Source organism: Streptomyces sp. NPDC007856 (assembly GCF_042868225.1).
Lineage (GTDB): Bacteria > Actinomycetota > Actinomycetes > Streptomycetales > Streptomycetaceae > Streptomyces.
The window spans coordinates 140,358-160,652 of the sequence record NZ_JBIAEC010000006.1; the positions used below are offsets into that span (position 1 = coordinate 140,358).

The window sequence follows — 20,295 nt, forward strand, 5'->3', positions numbered from 1 at the left end:
GCTTCGCCGTGGGGTGTGGCCAGGCTGCACCCGCCCGTGCTGTGCGGCCAGGCTGCACCCGCCCGTGCTGGCCGAAGGAGCGGAAGCGCGAACCCGCCGCCTCGCCCGCCCGGCAGGGCCGGGTGGGGAGACGGCGGGCTGAGGTGTTACGCCGTGGCTGGGGTCAGCGGGCGTAGTACTCGACGACGAGCTGCTCGTCGCAGATCACCGGGATCTCCTTGCGGTTCGGCTCGCGGTCCAGGCGGAACGCCAGGGCCTTGAGGTTCACCTGCAGGTAGCGCGGGGTCTCACCCTCGGGGGCGAAGCCACCCTCGCGGGCGATCGTGAAGAGCGTCTTGTCCTTGGACCGGTCGCGGACCTGCACGACGTCATCCGGACGGACACGGAAGGACGGCTTGTCGACCTTCTGGCCGTTGACCTGGATGTGGCCGTGGACGACCATCTGACGGGCCTGGTAGATGGTGCGGGCGATGCCCGAACGCAGGACCAGGGCGTCGAGACGGCGCTCGAGCTCCACGATCAGGGCCTCACCGGTCTTGCCCTGGACCTTGGACGCGCGCTCGTAGGCGCGGACCAGCTGGCGCTCGGAGATGTCGTACTGAGCGCGCAGACGCTGCTTCTCCAGCAGACGGACCTTGTAGTCCGAGTTCTGCTTGCGGCCGCGGCCGTGCTCACCCGGCGGGTAGGGGCGGGCCTCGAAGTACTTGACGGCCTTCGGGGTCAGCGCGATGCCGAGGGCACGCGACTTCTTGACCTTGGGGCGGGACTGGTTCGCCACTGTCTCAATCTCTTTCGTAGTTCTCGGCTCGTCAGCGTTAGGGAGGTCGCATCCGCAGCCGGGAAAACCCGCCGGGCCCCTGCGGGACCTGCCGGGCAGCCGCTTCCCTGGTCTGGGCACATACGTGCAGCACGCGAGTGGCCCACCGACCGTCCCGGGGCTCCGGGTGGTGGTGGGCTGCCCGCGACACCGTTCGACGGTGCGCGACGCTCCTGGAGTCCGTTTTCCCGAGGACTGGCCCCAGGGGCCGGACTCCGGCCGGGTGTCCCGCTCTGACTGCGCGGGACTCAGCACTTCGGGCAAGTCTACAGGGCGCTCACGACCGCCTGCGACCAAGGTGCTTGCGGGTCCACTCCACCGCGTCCGCGTACCGCGCCTCGGCGCCGTGCCGGCCCGGGGTGTAGTACTCGCGGTCCTTCAGGGCGTCCGGGGCGTACTGCTGCTGGGCGATGCCCTCGGGCAGGTCGTGCGGGTACACATAGCCCTGGGCGTGGCCCAGCTTGGCGGCGCCCTTGTAGTGCCCGTCGCGCAGATGCGGCGGGACCGGGCCGGCCAGGCCCTTGCGGACGTCCTCCATGGCGGCGCCGATAGCGGTGGTCGCCGAGTTGGACTTGGGGGCGAGCGCGAGGGCGATAGTGGCGTGGCTGAGGGTGAGGGCGGCCTCCGGGAAGCCGATCATCGCGACGGCCTGGGCCGCGGCGACCGCGATGGGCAGGGCGTTCGGGTCGGCCAGGCCGATGTCCTCACTGGCGGAGATCATCAGGCGGCGGGCGATGAAGCGGGGGTCCTCGCCGGCCTCGATCATGCGGGCCAGGTAGTGCAGGGCGGCGTCGACGTCGGAGCCCCTGATCGACTTGATGAGGGCGCTGGCGACGTCGTAGTGCTGGTCGCCGTCGCGGTCGTACTTCACCGCCGCCCGGTCGACCGTCTGCTCCAGCGTCTCCAGGCTGATCTCGCTCTCGCCCTTGTCGAGGGCGGCTCCGGCGGCGGCCTCCAGGGCGGTCAGGGCCCGGCGGGCGTCGCCGCCGGCGATGCGCAGCAGGTGCTCCGCGGTGTCCTCGGGGAGGCCGACGGCGTCCTTCAGGCCGCGCTCGTCGGTCAGGGCGCGGCCCAGCAGGCCGCGGATGTCGTCGTCGGTGAGCGGTTCGAGCGTCAGCAGCAGGGAGCGGGAGAGCAGGGGTGAGATCACCGAGAAGTACGGGTTCTCGGTCGTGGCCGCGATCAGGGTCACCCAGCGGTTCTCGACCGCCGGGAGCAGGGAGTCCTGCTGGGCCTTGCTGAAGCGGTGGATCTCGTCCAGAAAGAGGACGGTCTCCTTGCCGAAGCCGCCGGTGGCGCGGCGGGCACCGTCGATGACCGCGCGGACCTCCTTGACCCCCGCGGTGATCGCGGACAGCTCCACGAACCGCTTGTTCGTCGCCTTGGAGACGACGTACGCCAGGGTGGTCTTGCCGGTGCCGGGCGGACCCCACAGGATCACCGAGGACGGTCCGGCCGGGCCGCCGGAGCCCTCGCCGACCAGCCGGCGCAGCGGGGAGCCGGGCTTCAGCAGATGCTGCTGGCCCACGACCTCGTCGAGGCTGCGCGGGCGCATCCGCACGGCCAGGGGGCTGGCTGCCGGGTCCTTCTCCTGGCGTTCTTCTGCTGCGGCGGTGAAGAGGTCGGGTTCCACGCTGAAACCCTAAGACACGCCACTGACAACGCGGCCGGGCCGGGGGTCAGGCCCAGAGCTGGCTGCCCCAGCGGGTCAGGATCAGCATGGCGATGATGCCGCAGTGCGTGACCGGCACCACCCAGGTGAACTCGCCGAAGAAGGACTTCAGCCGGCGCGGGGCGCGCAGGAAGTCGTTGCGGACGTTGAGCGAGGTCACGTACCAGAACATGGTGATCGTGGCGACCCAGGCCAGCGAGCACCACAGGCACAGCGCGTTGATCCGGTACAGGGACTCGAACTGCAGCCAGGTGACGAAGCCGACGCCGAAGAGCGTGCCGAAGTTGAAGGTCAGCCAGTACCAGCGCGGGAAGCGGGCGCGGGCCAGCAGGCTCATGCCTACGCAGATCACGATGCCGTAGCAGACCAGGCCGAGCATGGGGTTCGGAAAGCCGAAGACGGCCGCCTGCTTGCTCTCCATGACGCTGCCGCAGGAGACGACCGGGTTCACGCTGCAGCCGGGCGTGAAGGTCTTGCCCGCGACCTTGGCCTCGAGGATCTTGAACTTGTCGATCGTGATGACCCAGGCGGCCAGCAGTCCGGCCGCGCCGGTGATCACCAGCAGGAGGGCGAAGGCACGGCTGCCGCCCACCGCGCGCGGGGCATCGGTGGCCCGCTCGGGACCCGACTCCGTGGAGACGTCGTTGACTGTCGTCTTGCTCATCCGCCGATTCCGTCACTTGAGAGTTGGACCATCTTCGGGCACGGCTCATTGTGCCGCACGCACGTGTGTGTCCACCGTTCGATGGACATAAGGAGGTACGCACGGTGGTCACGGAGCGTTCGGTTCCGGCCGATGCTCGGGGGCATGACAGCACACGTGAACGAACTCGCGGTGGACGTCCGGGGGCTGCGCAAGCGCTACGGGCACGTGACCGCGGTGGACGGGCTCGATCTCGGCATCCGGCGCGGTGAGGTGTTCGGCCTGCTCGGGCCCAACGGCGCCGGCAAGAGCACCACGGTGGAGATCCTCCAGGGCAACCGGGACCGGGACGGGGGCGAGGTGTCCGTCCTCGGCGCGGACCCGGCGACGGGCACGCGCGCGTGGAGGTCCCGAGTGGGGATCGTCTGGCAGGACGAATCGGCACCGGCGGAGTTGACGGTCCGCGAGACGGTACGGCACTTCGCCCGCTACTACCCGCGTCCGCGCCACCCGGAGGAGGTCATCCGCCTGGTCGGCCTGGAGGCGAAGGCGAACAGCCGGATCAAGGCCCTCTCCGGCGGCCAGCGGCGCCGCCTCGACGTGGTGCTCGGCGTGATCGTCGATCTTCCACGACGACGTCCGGGGTACCGGGATCACCGCCTCCCAGCTGTACGTGCCCGCGATGATGGCCTCCGGGATCATGTCGACGAGCTTCCAGTCGCTCGGCATCTCCATCGCGGTCGAGCGGGACGAGAAGGTGCTGCGGCGGCTGCGGGGCACGCCGATGCCGCCCGCCGCCTACTTCCTGGGCAAGATCTGGCTGGTCCTGTGCACCGGTGTCCTGGAGACCGCGATCCTGCTGGCCGTCGGCACGGCGTTCTACGACCTCCATCTGCCGTCCGACGCCGGACGCTGGCTGGACTTCACGTGGATCTTCGTGCTCGGCATCACCGCGTGCGCGCTGCTCGGCATCGCGATCAGCTCGGTGCCGAAGTCGGCGAAGAGCGCCAGCTCCGTCGTCGTCCTGCCGTTCCTGCTGCTCCAGTTCGTCTCCGGGGTGTACATCTCCATCGGCACCATTCCCGGCTGGATGCTCGACATCGGCGCCGTGTTCCCGCTGAAGTGGCTGTGCCAGGGGCTGCGCGGGGTGCTCCTGCCCGACTCGGCGAAGATGCTGGAGCAGGCCCACGCCTGGGAGTTCGGGCGGATCGCGTGGGTGCTGGGCGCGTGGTGCGTCGGAGGATTGGTGCTGTGCTTGCTGACATTCCGGTGGAAGAGCCGGCGCGACGGGTGAGGGGCGACCGGGCCCGGGGCGTCCATGCCCGGCACCGGTCGATCCGGGTCTGGGACGCGTACTTCGCGCTGACCTGGGCGGCCACGCTGGCCATGCTGCTGGGCGCGGAGCACCCGGTGTGGCCGGTCCGGGCCGTCGCGGCCGGCCTGCTCGTACCGCTGGTCCCCTGGTACCTGCTGGTGGGCCGCCCGCTGCTGGGCCAGAACCCGCCGGACGAGCGCCGCGCCGTGTACTACCTGGTCGGCGCGTTGGCACCGTTCCTGCTGTCGGGGGTACTGGCCGGCGAGACCCGGTTGCTGTCCTTCGCCCTGATCCCCCAGTGCTTCATGACCCTGCGCGCACGGGGTGCGCTGGTCACGGTCACGGTGGTCAACCTGCTCCCGGTCGCGGGCTGGGCGCTGCTGTGGCAGCCCGCCACCGAGGATCTCTTCGCCAACGCCCTGTTCGCCGTGGTCGGCCTGATGTTCTCCCTGGCGATCGGCGGCTGGATCATCCGGATCATCGAGCAGAGCGCGGAACGGGCGGAACTCATCGCGGAGTTGGACGCCAGCCGGCACGAGGTGGCACGGCTGTCCAGCGCGCTCGGGGCCCTCGCCGAGCCCGAACGGCTCGCCCGGGAGATCCACGACACCCTGGCCCAGGGCTTCACCAGGCTGCTGATGCTGGTGCAGGCCGTGGACGCCGAGCTCGACACGGACCCCGCGCAGGCCCGCCGCCACCTCGCCCTCATGGACGACACGGCCCGCCGCAATCTCGCCGAGGCCCGTGCGCTGGTCGCCGGGGGCGCGCCGACCGATCTGGCGGAAGCCTCGCTGCCGGACGCGCTGGACCGCCCGACCGCCCGGCACGAGGCGACGCTCAAGGTCACCGGCCCGGTGCGCACGCTGCCGGCCGGAGTGGAGGTGGTGGCTCTGCGCGCCTGCCAGGAGGCGCTGACCAACACCCAGAAGCACGCCGGGAGTTCGGATCGGGTCGGGGTCCGGCTCGACTACGCCGACGGCACGCTGACCGTCTCCGTCCACGACGACGGCCGCGGCTTCGACCCGGACGCCGTGCCGAGTGGATACGGTCTGGCGGGGCTGCGCGCCCGCGCCGCCGAAGTGGGCGGCACGGCGACCGTCCGCAGCGGCGACGCTACGACGGTGACCGTACGCCTGCCCGTCCCCGGCGGCGTGGCTTCCGCCGCAAGGAGTGAGACCCCGTGATCCGGATCGTCCTGGCCGACGACCACCCCGTGGTACGGGAGGGACTGCGCGCCATGCTGAGCGCCGAACCGGACCTGGAGGTGGTCGGCGACGCGGTGAGCGGGCCGCAGGCCGAGGCGCTGGCGGCGGAACTGCGCCCGGACATCGTGCTGATGGACCTGCGCATGCCGGGCGGCGGTGGTGTGGACTCGATCGTGCGGATGGCGGCGGCAGGTCTGCCGTGCCGGGTGATCGTGCTGACGACGTACGAGACGGACCGGGACATCCTGCGGGCTGTGGAGGCGGGCGCCGCGGGCTATCTGGTCAAGGACCTGCCGCGGCGGGAACTGGCGGACGCGGTGCGGGCCGCAGCGCGGGGCGAGACCGTACTGGCTCCATCGGTGGCGGCCCGCCTGGTCGACCAGCTGCGCACCAAGCCGGAACGTCCCCGGCTGTCCGAGCGCGAGACGGCGGTCCTCCGCCTGGTGGCCGACGGCTGCACCAATGCCGAGATCGGACGCCGGCTGTTCATCGGCGAGTCGACCGTGAAGACCCATCTGCTGCGTGTCTTCGGCAAGCTGGGAGTCGACGATCGGAGGGCAGCGGTCACCAGCGCGATGCGGTACGGGTTGCTGGAACAGTGAGAGGGCGCCGGGAATGCCCGGCGCCCTCTTGTCGTCGCTGAACTCAGCCGAGCCGGGACTCCAGCTCCGCCACGATCTCGTTCACGCCGATCGGCGTCTGCTCGCCGGACTCCATGTCCTTGAGCTGGACGACGCCTTCGGCGAGGTCGCGTTCGCCGGCGACGATCGCGTAGCGCGCCCCGCTGCGGTTGGCGTTCTTCATGGCGCCCTTCAGGCCCTTGCCGCCGTAACTGAAGTCCGCCGAGATGCCGACCTTGCGCAGCTCGGTGATCTTCGCGAACAGCACCCGGCGGGCCTCCTCGCCGAGCGGGACGGCGTACACCGACGTCGTGGACGGGAGGGCCAGCTCCACGCCCTCCGCCTCCAGGGCGAGCACCGTGCGGTCGACGCCGAGGGCCCAGCCCACGGACGGCAGCGCGGGGCCGCCGATCATCTCGGACAGTCCGTCGTAGCGGCCGCCGCCGCCCACCGCGGACTGCGAGCCCAGGCCGTCGTGGACGAACTCGAAGGTGGTGCGGGTGTAGTAGTCCAGGCCGCGCACCAGCTTCGGGTCGTTCTCGAACGACACCCCCGCCGCCGTGATCAGCTCGCGGACCTCCTCGTGGTACGCCTTGCAGGCGTCGCACAGGTAGTCGCGCAGCAGCGGGGCGCCGGTCAGCTGCTTCTGCACCGACTCGCGCTTGTCGTCGAGGACCCGCAGCGGGTTGATGTCGACGCGCCGGCGGGTGTCCTCGTCCAGGTCGAGGCCGCGCAGGAACTCCTGCAGCGCGGCCCGGTACACCGGACGGCACTCCTTGTCGCCCAGACTGTTCAGCAGGATCCGGAAGTCTCGCAGGCCCAGCGAGCGGTACGCCTGGTCGGCCAGGATGATCAGTTCGGCGTCCAGCGCCGGGTCCTCCGCGCCGATCGCCTCGGCTCCGACCTGGGAGAAGTGCCGGTAGCGGCCCTTCTGCGGGCGCTCGTAGCGGTACTGCGAGCCCGAGTACCAGACCTTCACCGGGAGGTTGCCCGTCTTGTGCAGGTTGGCCTCCAGGACCGCGCGCAGCACGGGGGCGGTCGTCTCCGGGCGCAGGGCCAGCCTGTCACCGCCCTTGGTCTCGAAGACGTACATCTCCTTCGTCACGATGTCGGTGGACTCGCCGACGCCGCGCGCGAACAGCTCCACGTTCTCGAAACCGGGCGTCTCGATGTAGCCGTAGCCGGAGTTCCTGAGCGGCGCGGCGATCGCCTCGCGGACGGCCAGGAACTCGGCGCTCTCCGGCGGCAGCAGGTCGTAGGTGCCCTTGGGGGCCTTGAAAGTGCTCACGGAAGTCTCTCGTCACATTCCTCGTCGGGGAGCGTCGTCGGTCCGCGCTCCCTGGCCGGCCGCCACCTGCCGCAGATAGGGGTTGGTGGCGCGCTCCTGGCCGATGGTCGTCTGGGGGCCGTGACCGGACAGCACCACGGTGGAGTCGTCGAGCGGCAGGCACACGCGGGCCAGCGACTCGAGCATCTCCGCCATGGATCCGCCCGGCAGGTCGGTGCGTCCGATGGAGCCGGCGAACAGCAGATCCCCGGAGAAGAACACCGACGGGATGTCGGAGGTCTCGGGCATCCGGAAGGTCACCGACCCCTTGGTATGGCCCGGCGCGTGCGCGACGGAGAACTCCAGACCGGCCAGTTCGAGGGTGGTGCCGTTCGTCAGCTCGCGGACGTCGTCCGGCTCCCCCACGGTCAGCTCGCCCATCAGGGGCATGCCGATGGACCGGCCGAGTGACTTCTCGGGGTCGCTCATCATGTACCGGTCCTCGGGGTGGATCCACGCCGGCACGTCGTGCGCGCCGCAGACCGGGACGACCGAGGCCACGTGATCGATGTGCCCGTGGGTGAGGACGACGGCGACGGGCTTGAGCCGATGCTTCTTCAGTGCTTCCTCGACGCCTTCGGCGGCCTGGTGGCCGGGGTCGATGATCACACACTCCTCACCGGCGGCGGGGGCGACGAGATAGCAGTTCGTCCCCCAGGCCCCGGCGGGGAACCCGGCAATGAGCACGATCGTCCTTCGTTGTGTCGACACGGATGGCCACAAGCTGTGGTCCAGAGCCTACCGGCGCTGCCGTTTCCTCAGCGAACCCATATACGGTACGGGGCTACACGCACCAGTCGGCTCACGAGCACGCACGCGTACCGGTCGACACACGACACGTATGAGGAGAGAACCCGGTGGTCAGCCAGGAGCAGCGGCGGCGTCAGCTCGCCCGGGAGAAGTTCTTGCGGCAGCAGCAGCGGCGCACCCAGGCGCGCCGCAAGTCCCGCACGCGCAACTCCGTGATCGCGTCGGTACTTGGCGTGGTCGTCATCGGCGGTGTCGCGTTGTACTCGACCGGGGCGCTGAAGGGCGACGACAAGAAGACCAATGCCGCCGCCGACGTCACGCCCAGCGCCACGCCGAGCAAGGCCCCGGACCCGTGCGCGAAGCCGGCGGCCGGCTCGGCGAAGAAGCTGAGCTGGAAGAAGGAGCCGGCGATGGCGATCGACACGTCGGCGAAGTACACGATGAAGCTCGCCACGACGTGCGGTGACATCGACATCGCGCTGAAGACGGCCGCCGCCCCGCACACGGTGAACTCGTTCGACTTCCTGGCGGGCAAGGGCTACTTCGATCACACCAAGTGTCACCGCCTGGTCACGTCCGGCATCTACGTGCTCCAGTGCGGCGACCCGCAGGGCACCGGCATGGGCGGGCCGGGCTACACGCTTCCGGACGAGAACCTCAAGGACACGAGCCTGAAGGGCAACACGTACCCGGCGGGCACGGTGGCGATGGCCAACACCGGTCAGAAGCACACCGGCGGCAGCCAGTTCTTCCTGGTCTACAAGGACAGCCCGTTGCCGCCCAGCTACACACCGTTCGGCACGGTCTCGGACGCGGGCATGAAGGTGCTGCAGAAGATCGCCGCCGCGGGTGCCCAGGCGGCCGATCCGACCTCGGGCAACACCGCGCCCAACGCGACCGTGGTGATCAACAAGGCGACGGTGACGAAGTCCTGACGCCGTCCTGGAACTCAAGACGGCCAGCTGCGGAATTTCGGTCGCGCTGGATGCGGACAGGCAACCCGCTGGTCGCCTATGTTGGCCGTGACGAAACTGTGGACGATGCCCGGGGGTGCTGAGACCCACCGCAGGCATCATGTGGAGGAGGCGCTGTGAGCAGCGACCCGTGGGGCCGCGTCGACGAGACGGGGACCGTGTACGTGCGTACGGCCGACGGCGAGAAGGTCGTCGGCTCCTGGGCGGCCGGCTCCCCTGAGGAGGCGCTGGCCTACTTCGAGCGCAAGTACGAGGGCCTGGTTGTCGAGATCGGCCTCCTCGAGAAGCGAGTGCGGACCACCGACCTGTCGGCGAAGGACGCCATGGCCGCGATCGACCACCTGCGGGAGCAGGTGGACGCGCACCACGCGGTCGGCGACCTGGACGCGCTGCGAGGGCGGCTGGACAAGCTGGTGGAGACCGTCGAGGCCCGCCGCGAGGAGCGCAAGCAGCAGCGGGCCAAGCAGTCGGACGAGGCCCGCAAGGCCAAGGAGGACCTGGTCACCGAGGCGGAGCAGCTGGCGCAGTCCGACCAGTGGCGGGCGGCCGGTGAGCGGCTGCGGGCGCTGGTGGACACCTGGAAGGGTCTGCCGCGTCTGGACCGCAAGTCCGACGACGAGCTGTGGCACCGCTTCTCGCACGCCCGGTCGGCGTTCTCCAAGCGGCGCAAGGCGCACTTCGCGCAGCTGGACGCGCAGCGCGAGGAGGCCCGCCGGACCAAGGAGCGGCTGGTGGCCGAGGCCGAGGCGCTGTCGGGTTCGACGGACTGGGGTCCGACGGCGGCGCGTTACCGCGAGCTGATGGCGGAGTGGAAGGCCGCGGGCCGCGCCCAGCGCGAGCACGAGGACGACCTGTGGAACCGCTTCCGCGGCGCCCAGGACGTGTTCTTCGCCGCCCGTAGCTCGGTGTTCGCCGAGCGGGACGCGGAACAGGCCGAGAACCTGAAGCTGAAGGAGGAGCTGGCCGAGGAGGCCGAGAAGATCCTCCCGGTCACGGACCTCAAGGCCGCGCGGGCCGCCTTCCGCTCGATCAACGAGCGCTGGGAGGCCATCGGCCATGTCCCGCGGGACGCGCGGCCGAAGGTCGAGGGCCGGATGCACGCGGTCGAGCGGGCGATCCAGGACGCCGAGGAGGCCGAGTGGCGCCGGACGAACCCGGAGGCACGCGCGCGTGCCGAGGGTCTGACCGGTCAGCTGCAGGCCGCCGTCGACAAGCTGCGGGCGCAGATCGACCAGGCCCGCGCCCAGGGCAACAACTCCAAGGCCGACAAGCTGGAGCGCGAGCTGGAGGGCCGCCAGGCGCTCCTGGACCAGGCTCTGAAGGGCCTGCAGGAGTTCGGCGGCTGAAACCCCCCGCGGTGCACATGCGAAAGGCCCCGTACGGCGCGCGTACGGGGCCTTTCGCTTGCGTGCTCACGACCGGGAGCGTCCCGAGGTCACGCGGTACACGTCGTACACGCCCTCCACGCCCCGTACGGCCTTCAGGACGTGGCCGAGGTGCTTGGGGTCGCCCATCTCGAAGGTGAACCGGGAGGTGGCCACCCGGTCGCGCGAGGTCTGGACGGCCGCGGAGAGGATGTTGACGTGCTGGTCGGACAGGACTCGGGTGACGTCCGACAGCAGCCGGGAGCGGTCCAGTGCCTCGACCTGGATGGCGACCAGGAAGACCGAGGACTGGGTCGGCGCCCACTCGACGTCGAGGATGCGCTCGGGCTCACGGGACAGCGAGTCGACGTTGACGCAGTCGCTGCGGTGAACGGACACGCCGCTGCCCCGCGTGACGAACCCGATGATCGGGTCGCCCGGCACCGGCGTGCAGCAGCGGGCCAGTTTGACCCACACATCGTCGACGCCCTTCACGACGACGCCCGGGTCGGCACTGGAGCGGCGCTTGCGGCCACGGGTGCGGGACGGCGGGACCGCCTCGTCGATCTCCTCGGTGGCGGCCTCCTCGCCGCCGAGGGCCTGCACGAGCTTCTGCACGATGTGCTGCGCGGAGACATGGCCCTCGCCGATCGCCGCGTACAGCGCGGAGATGTCCGAGTAGCGCATCTCGTGCGCGAGGGTCACGAGGGAGTCGCCGGTGAGGATGCGCTGGATCGGCAGGTTCTGCTTGCGCATCGCCCGTACGATCGCGTCCTTGCCCTGCTCGATCGCCTCGTCCCGGCGCTCCTTGGAGAACCAGGCCCGGATCTTGTTGCGCGCCCGGGGCGACTTGACGAAGCCGAGCCAGTCGCGGGACGGTCCGGCGCCGGGCGCCTTGGAGGTGAAGACCTCCACCAAGTCGCCGTTGTCCAGGGTGGATTCGAGCGGTACGAGCCTGCCGTTGACCCGCGCGCCTATGGTGCGGTGGCCGACCTCGGTGTGGACGGCGTACGCGAAGTCGACGGGCGTGGCCCCCGCGGGCAGCGCGATGACATCGCCCTTGGGGGTGAAGACGAAGACCTCGTTGCGGGACAGGTCGAAGCGCAGGGACTCCAGGAACTCGCCCGGGTCCTCGGTCTCCTTCTGCCAGTCCAGCAACTGCCGCAGCCACGCCATGTCGTTGATGGCGTCCTTGTCCTTCGCGGACGTCCTGGGCGCGTCCGTACGGACCTTGGAGGCGCCGGCGACGGCCTCCTGCTTGTACTTCCAGTGCGCGGCGATGCCGTACTCGGCGCGGCGGTGCATGTCGAAGGTGCGGATCTGCAGTTCGACCGGCTTGCCGTTGGGCCCGATGACCGTCGTGTGCAGCGACTGGTACATGTTGAACTTGGGCATCGCGATGTAGTCCTTGAACCGGCCGGGGACCGGGTTCCATCGCGCGTGCACGGTGCCGAGGGCGGCGTAACAGTCGCGGACCGTGTCGACGAGGACACGAATGCCCACCAGGTCGTAGATCTCGGCGAAGTCGCGGCCTCGCACGATCATCTTCTGGTAGACGCTGTAGTAGTGCTTCGGGCGTCCGGTGACGGTCGCCTTGATGCGGGCGGCCCTCAGGTCGGCCTGGACCTCGTCGGTCACTATGGCCAGGTACTCGTCACGCTTCGGCGCCCTTTCGGCCACCAGCCGTACGATCTCGTCGTACATCTTGGGGTAGAGGATCGCGAAGGCGAGGTCCTCCAGCTCCCACTTGATGGTGTTCATGCCGAGGCGGTGGGCGAGCGGCGCGTAGATCTCGAGGGTCTCGCGCGCCTTCTTCTCCTGCTTCTCGCGCTTGAGGTAGCGCATGGTGCGCATGTTGTGCAGGCGGTCGGCGAGCTTGATCACCAGGACGCGCGGGTCCTTGGCCATCGCGACGACCATCTTGCGCACGGTCTCGGCCTGGGCGGCCTCGCCGAACTTGACCTTGTCGAGCTTGGTGACGCCGTCGACGAGCAGGGCGACGGTGTCGCCGAAGTCGCGGCGCAACTGGTCGAGGCCGTACTCGGTGTCCTCGACGGTGTCGTGCAGCAGCCCCGCCATGAGCGTGGCGGGGTCCATGCCCAGCTCGGCGAGGATGGTGGTCACGGCGAGCGGGTGCGTGATGTACGGGTCGCCGCTCTTGCGCTTCTGCCCGCGGTGCCAGCGCTCGGCGACCTGGTAGGCGCGCTCGATCTGGCGCAGCGTCGAGTTCTCGATCTTCGGATCGTTGCTGCGCACTATCCGCAGCAGCGGCTCCAGGACCGGGTTGTAGGGGTTCGCGCGCTGCACGCCGAGGCGGGCCAGGCGGGCGCGGACGCGGTTGGAGGAGCCGGTGCGGCCGGGCTGGACGACGGGCGGGCGCACCACGGGCGGCTGGGCCGGGCGCTCGGGGGGTGCGGGCTTGGGACGCGAGGCCTCGGCAGCCTTCTCGACGGGCGCGGACTGGGCGTGCTCGATCGGCCCGCGGGTGTCGTTCTTCGCGTTGGACACGTGCGACGCGGGTTTCGCCGCGGCGGCCGAGGCGGACTCGGGCTTTGCGGCGGTCAGGTGCTGGGCCTCGTCTGGCAAGAGGGCTCCTCGTGCGCGATCCGGGTCCCCCGGTCAGGCTCCGGAGACCCCATGGTAGCGATCCTGCGGCTGGTCATCGCCTTCAGCCGGAAGTGAGGACCGTCCACCTGTGCAACGCGGGGAGCCTCCGCCGGATTCCGGGAGGTGGATTCCGGGTGATTCGGGGTCGTGCGGGAGGTGTCCCGGGGGTGGCCTCGACCGTGGGTGGTTCCTGCACGCGCGTGCGGCTCGGGTGGTGCGGGCGGGAAGCACGAAGCGGCCTTCGGCGATGCCGAGGCCGCTTGTGCAGCGATCCGCTCAGACCTGAAGCAGCGCCTCCAGCGGCGCCCCGTCCAGCGCCGGCTCCAGCCGGACCCGGCCGCCCAGGAAGCCCAGCTCCATCAGCACCGTGAGGCCGGAGACATCCGCCCCGGCGCGCTGGATCAGCTGGATCGCGGCCTCGGCCGTACCTCCCGTGGCGAGGACGTCGTCCACGATCAGCACCCGGTCACCGGATGCCAGGTCCTCCGCGTGCACCTCGATCTCGGCCGAGCCGTACTCCAGGTCGTACGCCTGGCGCAGCGTCGCTCCGGGCAGCTTGCCCGCCTTGCGGACGGGGATGAAGCCGAGGCCCGCGCGGACGGCGACCGGGGCTCCCAGGATGAAGCCCCGGGCCTCCAGGCCGACGACCTTGGTCGCGCCGGTGTTCGTGGCGATCTCGGCCAGTGTGTCCGTGAGCGCCGTGAACGCGGCCGGGTCCGCCAGGAGCGGGGTGATGTCCTTGAACATCACGCCCGGCTCGGGGTAGTCGGCGACGTCACGGATCCGGCTGAGCAGCAGCTCCTCGATGTCGGTCATCGGCGCTTCCCGGAGGGGCGGCCACGGCCCCGGCTGCGGGACGCGGGCTGGTTGCGCGGGCCCACGACGGCGGGGGCCGCATCGTCGTCATCGGCGGCGGCACGCTCCGCGGCGAGGCCCTCCTCGGCCGCGGCCTGGGCACGCTTGGCCATGACTCGCTTGGTGAGGGCCTTCATCGCCGGCTCGCGCTCCTTGAGGTCGGCGACGAGCGGCGTGGCGATGAAGATCGACGAGTAGGCGCCGGCCGCGAGGCCGACGAACAGCGACAGCGAGATGTCGTTCAGCGTGCCGGCTCCGAGGAATCCACCGCCGATGAACAGCAGGCCCGCCACCGGCAGCAGGGCGACGACCGTGGTGTTGATCGAACGGACCAGGGTGCCGTTGATCGACTGGTTGGCGATGTCGCTGAAGGTGAACCGGGTCTGCTTGGTGATGTCCCGCGTCTGCTCCTTGAGGCTGTCGAAGACGACGACCGTGTCGTACAGCGAGTAACCGAGGATCGTCAGCAGACCGATCACCGTACCGGGCGTGACCTCGAAACCGACGAGGGCGTAGATACCGGTCGTGATCGTGATGTCGTGGATCAGCGCGACCAGGGCCGCGATGGCCATGCGCCATTCGAAGGCGATGGCCAGGTAGATCACGACGAGCACCATGAAGATCGCCAGGCCCTCCCAGGCCTTGTTGGCGATCTGCTGGCCCCAGCTCGGGCCGACCAGGTCGGCGGCGAGCTTCTCGGGGTTGAGGTTGAGGTCCTTGGCCAGCTCCTGCTTGATCTTGTCGGACTGGCCGGTGTCGATGCCGGCGATCTGGATGCGCAGGCTGCCGTTGCCGAGCTTCTGCACGATCGCCTCATGGCCGGAGGCGTCCTTGGCGTAGGTCTCCGCCTGGGTCACCGAGGTGCTCATGTGGGTCGGCGTGGTGAAGACCGCGCCGCCCTTGAACTCGATGCCCATGTTCAGCCCGCGCACCGCCAGGCCGAGGATGGCCGTGATGGTGATCAGGATGGAGACGCCGTACCAGATCTTGCGCTTGCCGACGAAGTCGTACGAGATCTCGCCGCGGTGCAGTCGAGCGCCGAGGTTGCCGAGTTTCGACATTGCTCAGGCCTCCTTCGGGTCGACAGAGCCGGCGGCGGGGCCGGCGGGACGGCGGGTGCGGCGCAGCGGCGGCTTGGCACCCAGGCTCTTCGGGTCGAGGCCGGACCACTTGTGGCCGCCGGCGAAGAACTTGCGGCGGGCGAGGAGGGTCATCAGCGGCTTGGTGAACAGGAAGACGACGACGACGTCGAGCACGGTGGTCAGGCCGAGGGTGAAGGCGAAGCCCTGGACCTTGCCGACGGTCACGATGAACAGGACGGCGGCGGCGAGGAACGACACGAAGTCGGAGACCATGACGGTGCGCCGGGCGCGCGGCCAGGCCCGCTCGACGGCGGGGCGCAGCGAGCGGCCCTCGCGGATCTCGTCCCGGATGCGTTCGAAGTACACGATGAACGAGTCCGCGGTGATACCGATGGCGACGATGGCACCGCAGACGGCCGGCAGGTTCAGCGCGAAGCCGATGGCCGGGCCGAGCAGCGACATGATCACGTAGGTGAGGATCGCGGAGACCACGAGGGAGGCCATGGCGACGACCGACAGGCCGCGGTAGTAGATCACCAGGTAGATCACGACCAGGGCGAGGCCGATCGCGCCGGCGAGCAGACCGGCGTGCAGCTGCTCACCGCCGAGCGCGGCGGTCACGGTGGTGACGGACTGCTCCTGGAAGGACAACGGCAGGGCGCCGTACGACAGCATGTTGGCGAGGCTCTGGGCGTCCTGCTGGGTGAAGCTGCCGGAGATCTCCGCCTGGCCGCCGGTGATGGCCTGGCTGACGTACGGGCTGGAGACGACCTCGCCGTCGAGGACGATGCCGAACTCGTTCTGCGGGGACTGGTTCTTCGCCAGCCGGCCCGTGATGTCGGCGAACTTCTTGGAGCCGCTGGAGCTGAAGGTCATCTGGACCTGCCAGCCGGAGGCGCCCTGGGTGTCGAAGATGGCCTGCGCCTTCTTCACCTCGGTGCCGTCGACGGCGGCCGGGCCGAGCACGTACTTGTACCAGACCTTCCGGATCTGGCCGCAGGCCACCGTGGGCTCACCGGGCTTGGCGGCGCCGCCCACCTTGGCCCGCTCGGCGGGCTTGGTGCAGTCCAGGGCGGCGTACTGGGCCTGGAGCTTGGCGGCGGTGGTGCCGGCGCTGGAGGAGGCCGAGGGGGTGGTCGACGGCGTGGAGCTGCCGGAGGCGGACGGGCTCGGCGTGGGGGTGGAGCCGGCCTTCAGCGCGTCGGTGACGGCACGGCCCTGGGAGGTCGCCGAGGCCTTGGGGGACGCGGTGGAGGACGAGGACGCCTTCTCCTTGGAGGAGGAGCTCGCGGAGGGGCTCGTGCTCGGCTTCGGCGAGGAGCTGCCGCTGGGGGAGGCGCTCGGCGAGGGGCTCTGCGTGGCGCCGCCGCTGGGCTCGCTGGCCAGGACCGGGCGGAAGTACAGCTTGGCGGTGGTACCGACCTGCTGCTGGGCCTCCTTGGAGTTGGTGCCCTTGGGGATGTTGACGATGATGTTGTCGGTCCCCTGGGTCTGCACCTCCGCCTCGGAGACGCCGAGGCCGTTGACACGGCGGTTCATGATGTCGACCGCGGTGTCCATGTTGGCCTTGTTGACCGCGGACCCCTGGTCCGCCTTCGCCTTGAGCGTGATGCTCGTACCACCGGCGAGGTCGATGCCGAGACGCGGAGTCTTGTTCCCGGAGAGGAACATGCCTCCGGTGAGCGCCACGATGGCGATCAGGATGAGGGCCAGCGAGCGTCCCGGCTTGCTCTGGGCGCTCGCGCTCCGGCCCCTCTTAGGTGCTGCCACCTTCTCGTACTCCCTCTCGGGCCGTCCCGCGCGGTCGGCGCGGTCGGCCATGACATGGTGTCGGGCTGTTCCGGGAAACAGACGCCCGGTGGTGCGCGGGGCGCGATTATGCCGCGCAGCGCACCACCGGGGCGTGACTACTTCGCGTCGGAGTCGCCGTCGGTCTTCTTCGGCTCGTCGTCCGCCTTGGTCTCGGCGGCCTCGGCCGTGTCGGTGCCGTCCTCATCGGCGTCCTTCTTACCGAGGTCGACGGCCTTGTCGTCGGAGGCGGCGGCAGCGGGCGAGTCGGACTCGTCGGTCTCGGTGAGGGAGGAGGCGTCGTCCGGGACGATGTCGGCGTCGGACTTCAGGTCGTGCTCGATGCCGTGGACGATGCGGTTGTACTCGTCGTCCGTGAGGACGGCGCCGATCGCGTTCTTGGCGAAGAGGAGCTCGACGCCGGGGCCGGCGTCGAGGAGGACGGTGTCCTCGTTGACCTCCTTGACCGTCGCGTACATTCCCCCGATCGTGCGGACACCGGAGCCGGACTGCATCTCGTTCCGCATATTGGCGGCCTGCTGCTGCTTCTTCTTGGCCGAGCGCGTCATCAGGAACATGGCCGCGATGAGCACGATGAAGGGGAGAAGGGTAAAGGCATTCACGGGACGGGGTTTCCTTCGCGCGACCGCGACGGAGAGCGGCCTGTTGATGGGGGTGTGGGTCGGCGCCGCCCACAAGGGCGGCATCGGCGGAGTCTAAGCGAGTCCGTGTGCATGGAACAACGCTCAGCATGGCACCTGAGTTCCTGACCGGGCCAATGTCCTCGCCGCCACCGAGACATCATCGCGCCGTCAGGACCCGAACAAGTCCTGTTGTCCGTTTCCCCCGGTCGGCCCCCCGCTCGCCGAGTGGGGCGGGGTCAGGCCGAGGTGTGCCCAGGCCGCCGGGGTGGCGACCCGGCCCCGCGGGGTGCGGGCGAGCAGTCCCTCCCGCACGAGGAACGGTTCGGCGACCTCCTCGACGGTCTCCCGCTCCTCCCCCACCGCGACGGCGAGCGTGGACAGGCCGACGGGGCCGCCAGCGAAGAGCTTCAGCAGGGCCTCCAGGACGGCGCGGTCGAGGCGGTCGAGGCCGCGCGCGTCGACCTCGTAGACGGCGAGGGCGGCGGCGGCGATCTCGCGGGTGATCACACCGTCCGCCTTGACCTGCGCATAGTCGCGGACGCGGCGCAGCAGGCGGTTGGCGATACGGGGCGTGCCGCGGGAGCGGCCGGCGATCTCCGCGGCGCCGTCCGGCACGATCTCCACGTCCAGCAGGCTCGCCGAGCGGTGCACGACCCGCTCCAGTTCGCGCGGCTCGTAGAACTCCATGTGCGCGGTGAAGCCGAAGCGGTCGCGCAGCGGCGGCGGCAGCAGGCCCGCGCGGGTGGTGGCGCCGACCAGGGTGAACGGCGGCAGCTCCAGCGGGATGGCGGTGGCGCCGGGACCCTTGCCGACGATGACGTCGACGCGGAAGTCCTCCATCGCCATGTACAGCGTCTCCTCGGCGGGCCGGGACATGCGGTGGATCTCGTCCAGGAAGAGGACCTCGCCCTCTTGGAGGGAGGAGAGGATCGCGGCGAGGTCGCCGGCGTGCTGGATGGCGGGGCCGGAGGTGATCCGGATCGGGGCGCCCATCTCGGCGGCGATGATCATCGACAGGGTGGTCTTGCCGAGGCCGGGCGCGCCGGACAGCAGAACATGGTCGGCGGTGGCGCCACGCGCGCGCGCGGCCCGCAGGACGAGGTCGAGCTGTTCTCGGACCTTCTCCTGGCCGATGAACTCGCCGAGGTCCTTGGGGCGCAGGGCGGCCTCGACGGCCTGGTCCTCCCGGTCGGCGGACGCAGCGACGAGCCGCTCGGGGGCGGGGGTGTCGGTCGTGTCGTCCCAGTTCATGTGGTGTGCCTCGATCGTCGTGGGTCAGCGGGCGCGGTTCGGCGGGCCGGGTTCGCGTGGGTCAGCGGGCGCGGTTCAGGGTCTGCAGGGCGGCTCTCAGCAGCTGTCCGACCTGCGGGGTGCCGCCGGCGGCCTCGGCCTGGGGCGCCACGGCGGCGACGGCCTCGTCGGCCTCGCGGGTGGCGTAGCCCAGGCCGATGAGGGCCGCGTGCAGCTGGTCGCGCCAGCCCTGGGTGACCGGCGCGCCGATCGCGGGGGCCGTGCCGAGGGGCTCGCCGAGCCGGTCCTTCAGCTCCAGCAGGAGCTTCTGCGCACCCTTCTTGCCGATGCCGGGGACGGCGGTGAGGGCCTTCTCGTCACCGGTGGCTACGGCGCGGCGCAGCGCGTCCGGGGTGTGCACGGCGAGCATGGCCTGGGCCAGGCGCGGGCCGACTCCGCTCGCGGTCTGCAGCAGCTCGAAGACCTGACGCTCGTCGTCGTCGGCGAAGCCGTACAGGGTCAGCGAGTCCTCGCGGACGACGAGCGAGGTGTGCAGCTTGGCGGGCCGGCCCATGCGGAGCGCGGACAGCGTGTTCGGCGTGCACTGGACGGCCATGCCGACGCCGCCCACCTCGACGACCGCGGCGTCCGGGGCGAGCGCGGCGACCGTGCCGCTGACGAAGGCGATCATGTCGTACGGCCTTTCGTTGCGTGGACTGTGTGGCGGGCGACCGCCTGCTGAAGCCGGTTCTGGGCGGGGGCGCGCCAGATGTGGCAGATGGCCAGCGCGAGAGCGTCGGCGGCGTCGGCCGGCTTCGGTGGCGTGGAGAGCCGGAGCAGCCGGGTGACCATGGCGCCGACCTGCGCCTTGTCGGCGCGCCCGGAGCCGGTGACGGCCGCCTTGACCTCGCTCGGGGTGTGCAGCGCGACCGGGATGCCGCGCCGGGCGGCACACAGCATGGCCACGGCGCTGGCCTGGGCGGTGCCCATCACCGTGCGCACGTTGTGCTGGCTGAAGACGCGCTCTACGGCGACGAACTCGGGCCGGTGCTCGTCCAGCCACTGCTCGATGCCCTGTTCGACGGCGAGGAGGCGGTGGCTGAGATCGGCGTCCACGGGCGTGCGCACGATACCGACGCCGAGCATGGTGAGCGGGCGGCCCGCTATCCCCTCGACGACGCCGACACCGCACCGGGTCAGTCCCGGGTCCACCCCCAGTACCCGCACCGGGCCCCTCCCTCCGATCGCCTCGATCACGTGTTTGTGCAGGCTATCGGGTCCCACTGACAATGACGGCGGGGCGGGGGGGGGGGGGGCCCCCCCCCCCCCCGGCGCCGCCCCCCCCCCCGGGGGGGTTAGGGGGCCCCCGTAAAAAAAAAAGTGGGAACCCCCGCAAATTTGG

Annotated in this window: 17 protein-coding genes and 2 pseudogenes; 6 read left to right on the forward strand and 13 right to left on the reverse strand. The window is 70.5% G+C overall.

The features are described 5' to 3' along the window. Nucleotides 1-163 precede the first annotated feature (163 nt). The 3 genes from rpsD to ACFYOH_RS16460 form a co-directional block, all read right to left on the reverse strand. Nucleotides 164-778, reverse strand: a complete 615-nt coding sequence (gene rpsD, locus ACFYOH_RS16450; RefSeq protein ID WP_055705441.1) for a 30S ribosomal protein S4 — start codon at nt 776-778, stop codon at nt 164-166. Nucleotides 779-1,094: 316 nt separating this feature from the next. Then, nucleotides 1,095-2,450, reverse strand: coding sequence for a replication-associated recombination protein A (locus ACFYOH_RS16455; RefSeq protein WP_388626171.1), 1,356 nt, complete (start codon nt 2,448-2,450; stop codon nt 1,095-1,097). A 46-nt stretch (nt 2,451-2,496) separates the two neighbouring features. Then, nucleotides 2,497-3,153, reverse strand: coding sequence for a vitamin K epoxide reductase family protein (locus tag ACFYOH_RS16460; protein ID WP_388626172.1), 657 nt, complete (start codon nt 3,151-3,153; stop codon nt 2,497-2,499). A gap of 144 nt (nt 3,154-3,297) precedes the next feature. On the opposite strand from ACFYOH_RS16460, the pseudogene ACFYOH_RS16465 reads away from it, so the two are divergent. The 4 genes and pseudogenes from ACFYOH_RS16465 to ACFYOH_RS16480 all read left to right on the forward strand — a co-directional run. Beyond that, a pseudogene (locus ACFYOH_RS16465) lies at nt 3,298-3,750 on the forward strand (ATP-binding cassette domain-containing protein); the annotation flags it as partial. Continuing rightward, nucleotides 3,749-4,426, forward strand: a pseudogene (locus ACFYOH_RS16470) (ABC transporter permease); the annotation flags it as partial. The pseudogenes ACFYOH_RS16465 and ACFYOH_RS16470, both read left to right, overlap by 2 nt. Beyond that, a complete protein-coding gene (locus ACFYOH_RS16475) occupies nt 4,384-5,631 on the forward strand; it encodes a sensor histidine kinase (RefSeq protein ID WP_388626601.1) in 1,248 nt (415 codons plus the stop codon). The pseudogene ACFYOH_RS16470 and the gene ACFYOH_RS16475, both read left to right, overlap by 43 nt. Beyond that, nucleotides 5,628-6,254 (forward strand): response regulator, encoded by a 627-nt coding sequence (locus ACFYOH_RS16480; RefSeq protein WP_388626174.1) that lies wholly within the window; start codon nt 5,628-5,630, stop codon nt 6,252-6,254. The genes ACFYOH_RS16475 and ACFYOH_RS16480 overlap by 4 nt, the downstream gene beginning before the upstream one ends. 43 nt (nt 6,255-6,297) lie before the next feature. Here the strand turns inward: ACFYOH_RS16480 and hisS are convergent, their stop codons facing one another. Both hisS and ACFYOH_RS16490 read right to left on the reverse strand, forming a co-directional pair. Further along, nucleotides 6,298-7,560, reverse strand: a complete 1,263-nt coding sequence (gene hisS / locus ACFYOH_RS16485; RefSeq protein WP_388626175.1) for a histidine--tRNA ligase — start codon at nt 7,558-7,560, stop codon at nt 6,298-6,300. A gap of 12 nt (nt 7,561-7,572) precedes the next feature. Then, entirely contained in the window at nt 7,573-8,286 is a 714-nt protein-coding gene (locus ACFYOH_RS16490) for an MBL fold metallo-hydrolase (RefSeq protein WP_388626177.1), read from the reverse strand. 170 nt (nt 8,287-8,456) lie between these two features. Between ACFYOH_RS16490 and ACFYOH_RS16495 the strand changes: the two genes are divergently transcribed. Both ACFYOH_RS16495 and ACFYOH_RS16500 read left to right on the forward strand, forming a co-directional pair. Continuing rightward, the gene (locus ACFYOH_RS16495) at nt 8,457-9,284 is read left to right on the forward strand and encodes a peptidylprolyl isomerase (protein WP_388626179.1); all 828 of its coding nucleotides are present in this window, start codon (nt 8,457-8,459) and stop codon (nt 9,282-9,284) included. Nucleotides 9,285-9,439: 155 nt separating this feature from the next. After that, nucleotides 9,440-10,669, forward strand: a complete 1,230-nt coding sequence (locus ACFYOH_RS16500) for a DUF349 domain-containing protein (RefSeq protein WP_388626181.1) — start codon at nt 9,440-9,442, stop codon at nt 10,667-10,669. Nucleotides 10,670-10,735: 66 nt separating this feature from the next. Here the strand turns inward: ACFYOH_RS16500 and ACFYOH_RS16505 are convergent, their stop codons facing one another. From ACFYOH_RS16505 to ruvC, 8 genes are all read right to left on the reverse strand, one after another. After that, nucleotides 10,736-13,273: a RelA/SpoT family protein gene (locus ACFYOH_RS16505; protein WP_388626183.1), complete on the reverse strand. Its 2,538-nt coding sequence runs from the start codon at nt 13,271-13,273 to the stop codon at nt 10,736-10,738. A gap of 297 nt (nt 13,274-13,570) precedes the next feature. Further along, the gene (locus ACFYOH_RS16510; protein ID WP_388626184.1) at nt 13,571-14,110 is read right to left on the reverse strand and encodes an adenine phosphoribosyltransferase; all 540 of its coding nucleotides are present in this window, start codon (nt 14,108-14,110) and stop codon (nt 13,571-13,573) included. Then, nucleotides 14,107-15,210 (reverse strand): protein translocase subunit SecF, encoded by a 1,104-nt coding sequence (secF, locus tag ACFYOH_RS16515; protein WP_388626186.1) that lies wholly within the window; start codon nt 15,208-15,210, stop codon nt 14,107-14,109. The genes ACFYOH_RS16510 and secF overlap by 4 nt, the downstream gene beginning before the upstream one ends. 3 nt (nt 15,211-15,213) lie before the next feature. Then, nucleotides 15,214-17,001: a protein translocase subunit SecD gene (gene secD / locus ACFYOH_RS16520; RefSeq protein ID WP_388626603.1), complete on the reverse strand. Its 1,788-nt coding sequence runs from the start codon at nt 16,999-17,001 to the stop codon at nt 15,214-15,216. A gap of 137 nt (nt 17,002-17,138) precedes the next feature. Continuing rightward, a complete protein-coding gene (yajC, locus tag ACFYOH_RS16525) occupies nt 17,139-17,642 on the reverse strand; it encodes a preprotein translocase subunit YajC (protein WP_388626188.1) in 504 nt (167 codons plus the stop codon). A 189-nt stretch (nt 17,643-17,831) separates the two neighbouring features. Next, complete coding sequence (gene ruvB / locus ACFYOH_RS16530) at nt 17,832-18,914, reverse strand: Holliday junction branch migration DNA helicase RuvB (RefSeq protein ID WP_388626190.1); 1,083 nt, start codon at nt 18,912-18,914, stop codon at nt 17,832-17,834. A 61-nt stretch (nt 18,915-18,975) separates the two neighbouring features. After that, nucleotides 18,976-19,584, reverse strand: a complete 609-nt coding sequence (gene ruvA / locus ACFYOH_RS16535) for a Holliday junction branch migration protein RuvA (RefSeq protein WP_388626192.1) — start codon at nt 19,582-19,584, stop codon at nt 18,976-18,978. Next, the gene (gene ruvC / locus ACFYOH_RS16540) at nt 19,581-20,120 is read right to left on the reverse strand and encodes a crossover junction endodeoxyribonuclease RuvC (RefSeq protein ID WP_388626193.1); all 540 of its coding nucleotides are present in this window, start codon (nt 20,118-20,120) and stop codon (nt 19,581-19,583) included. The genes ruvA and ruvC overlap by 4 nt, the downstream gene beginning before the upstream one ends. Nucleotides 20,121-20,295 lie beyond the last annotated feature (175 nt).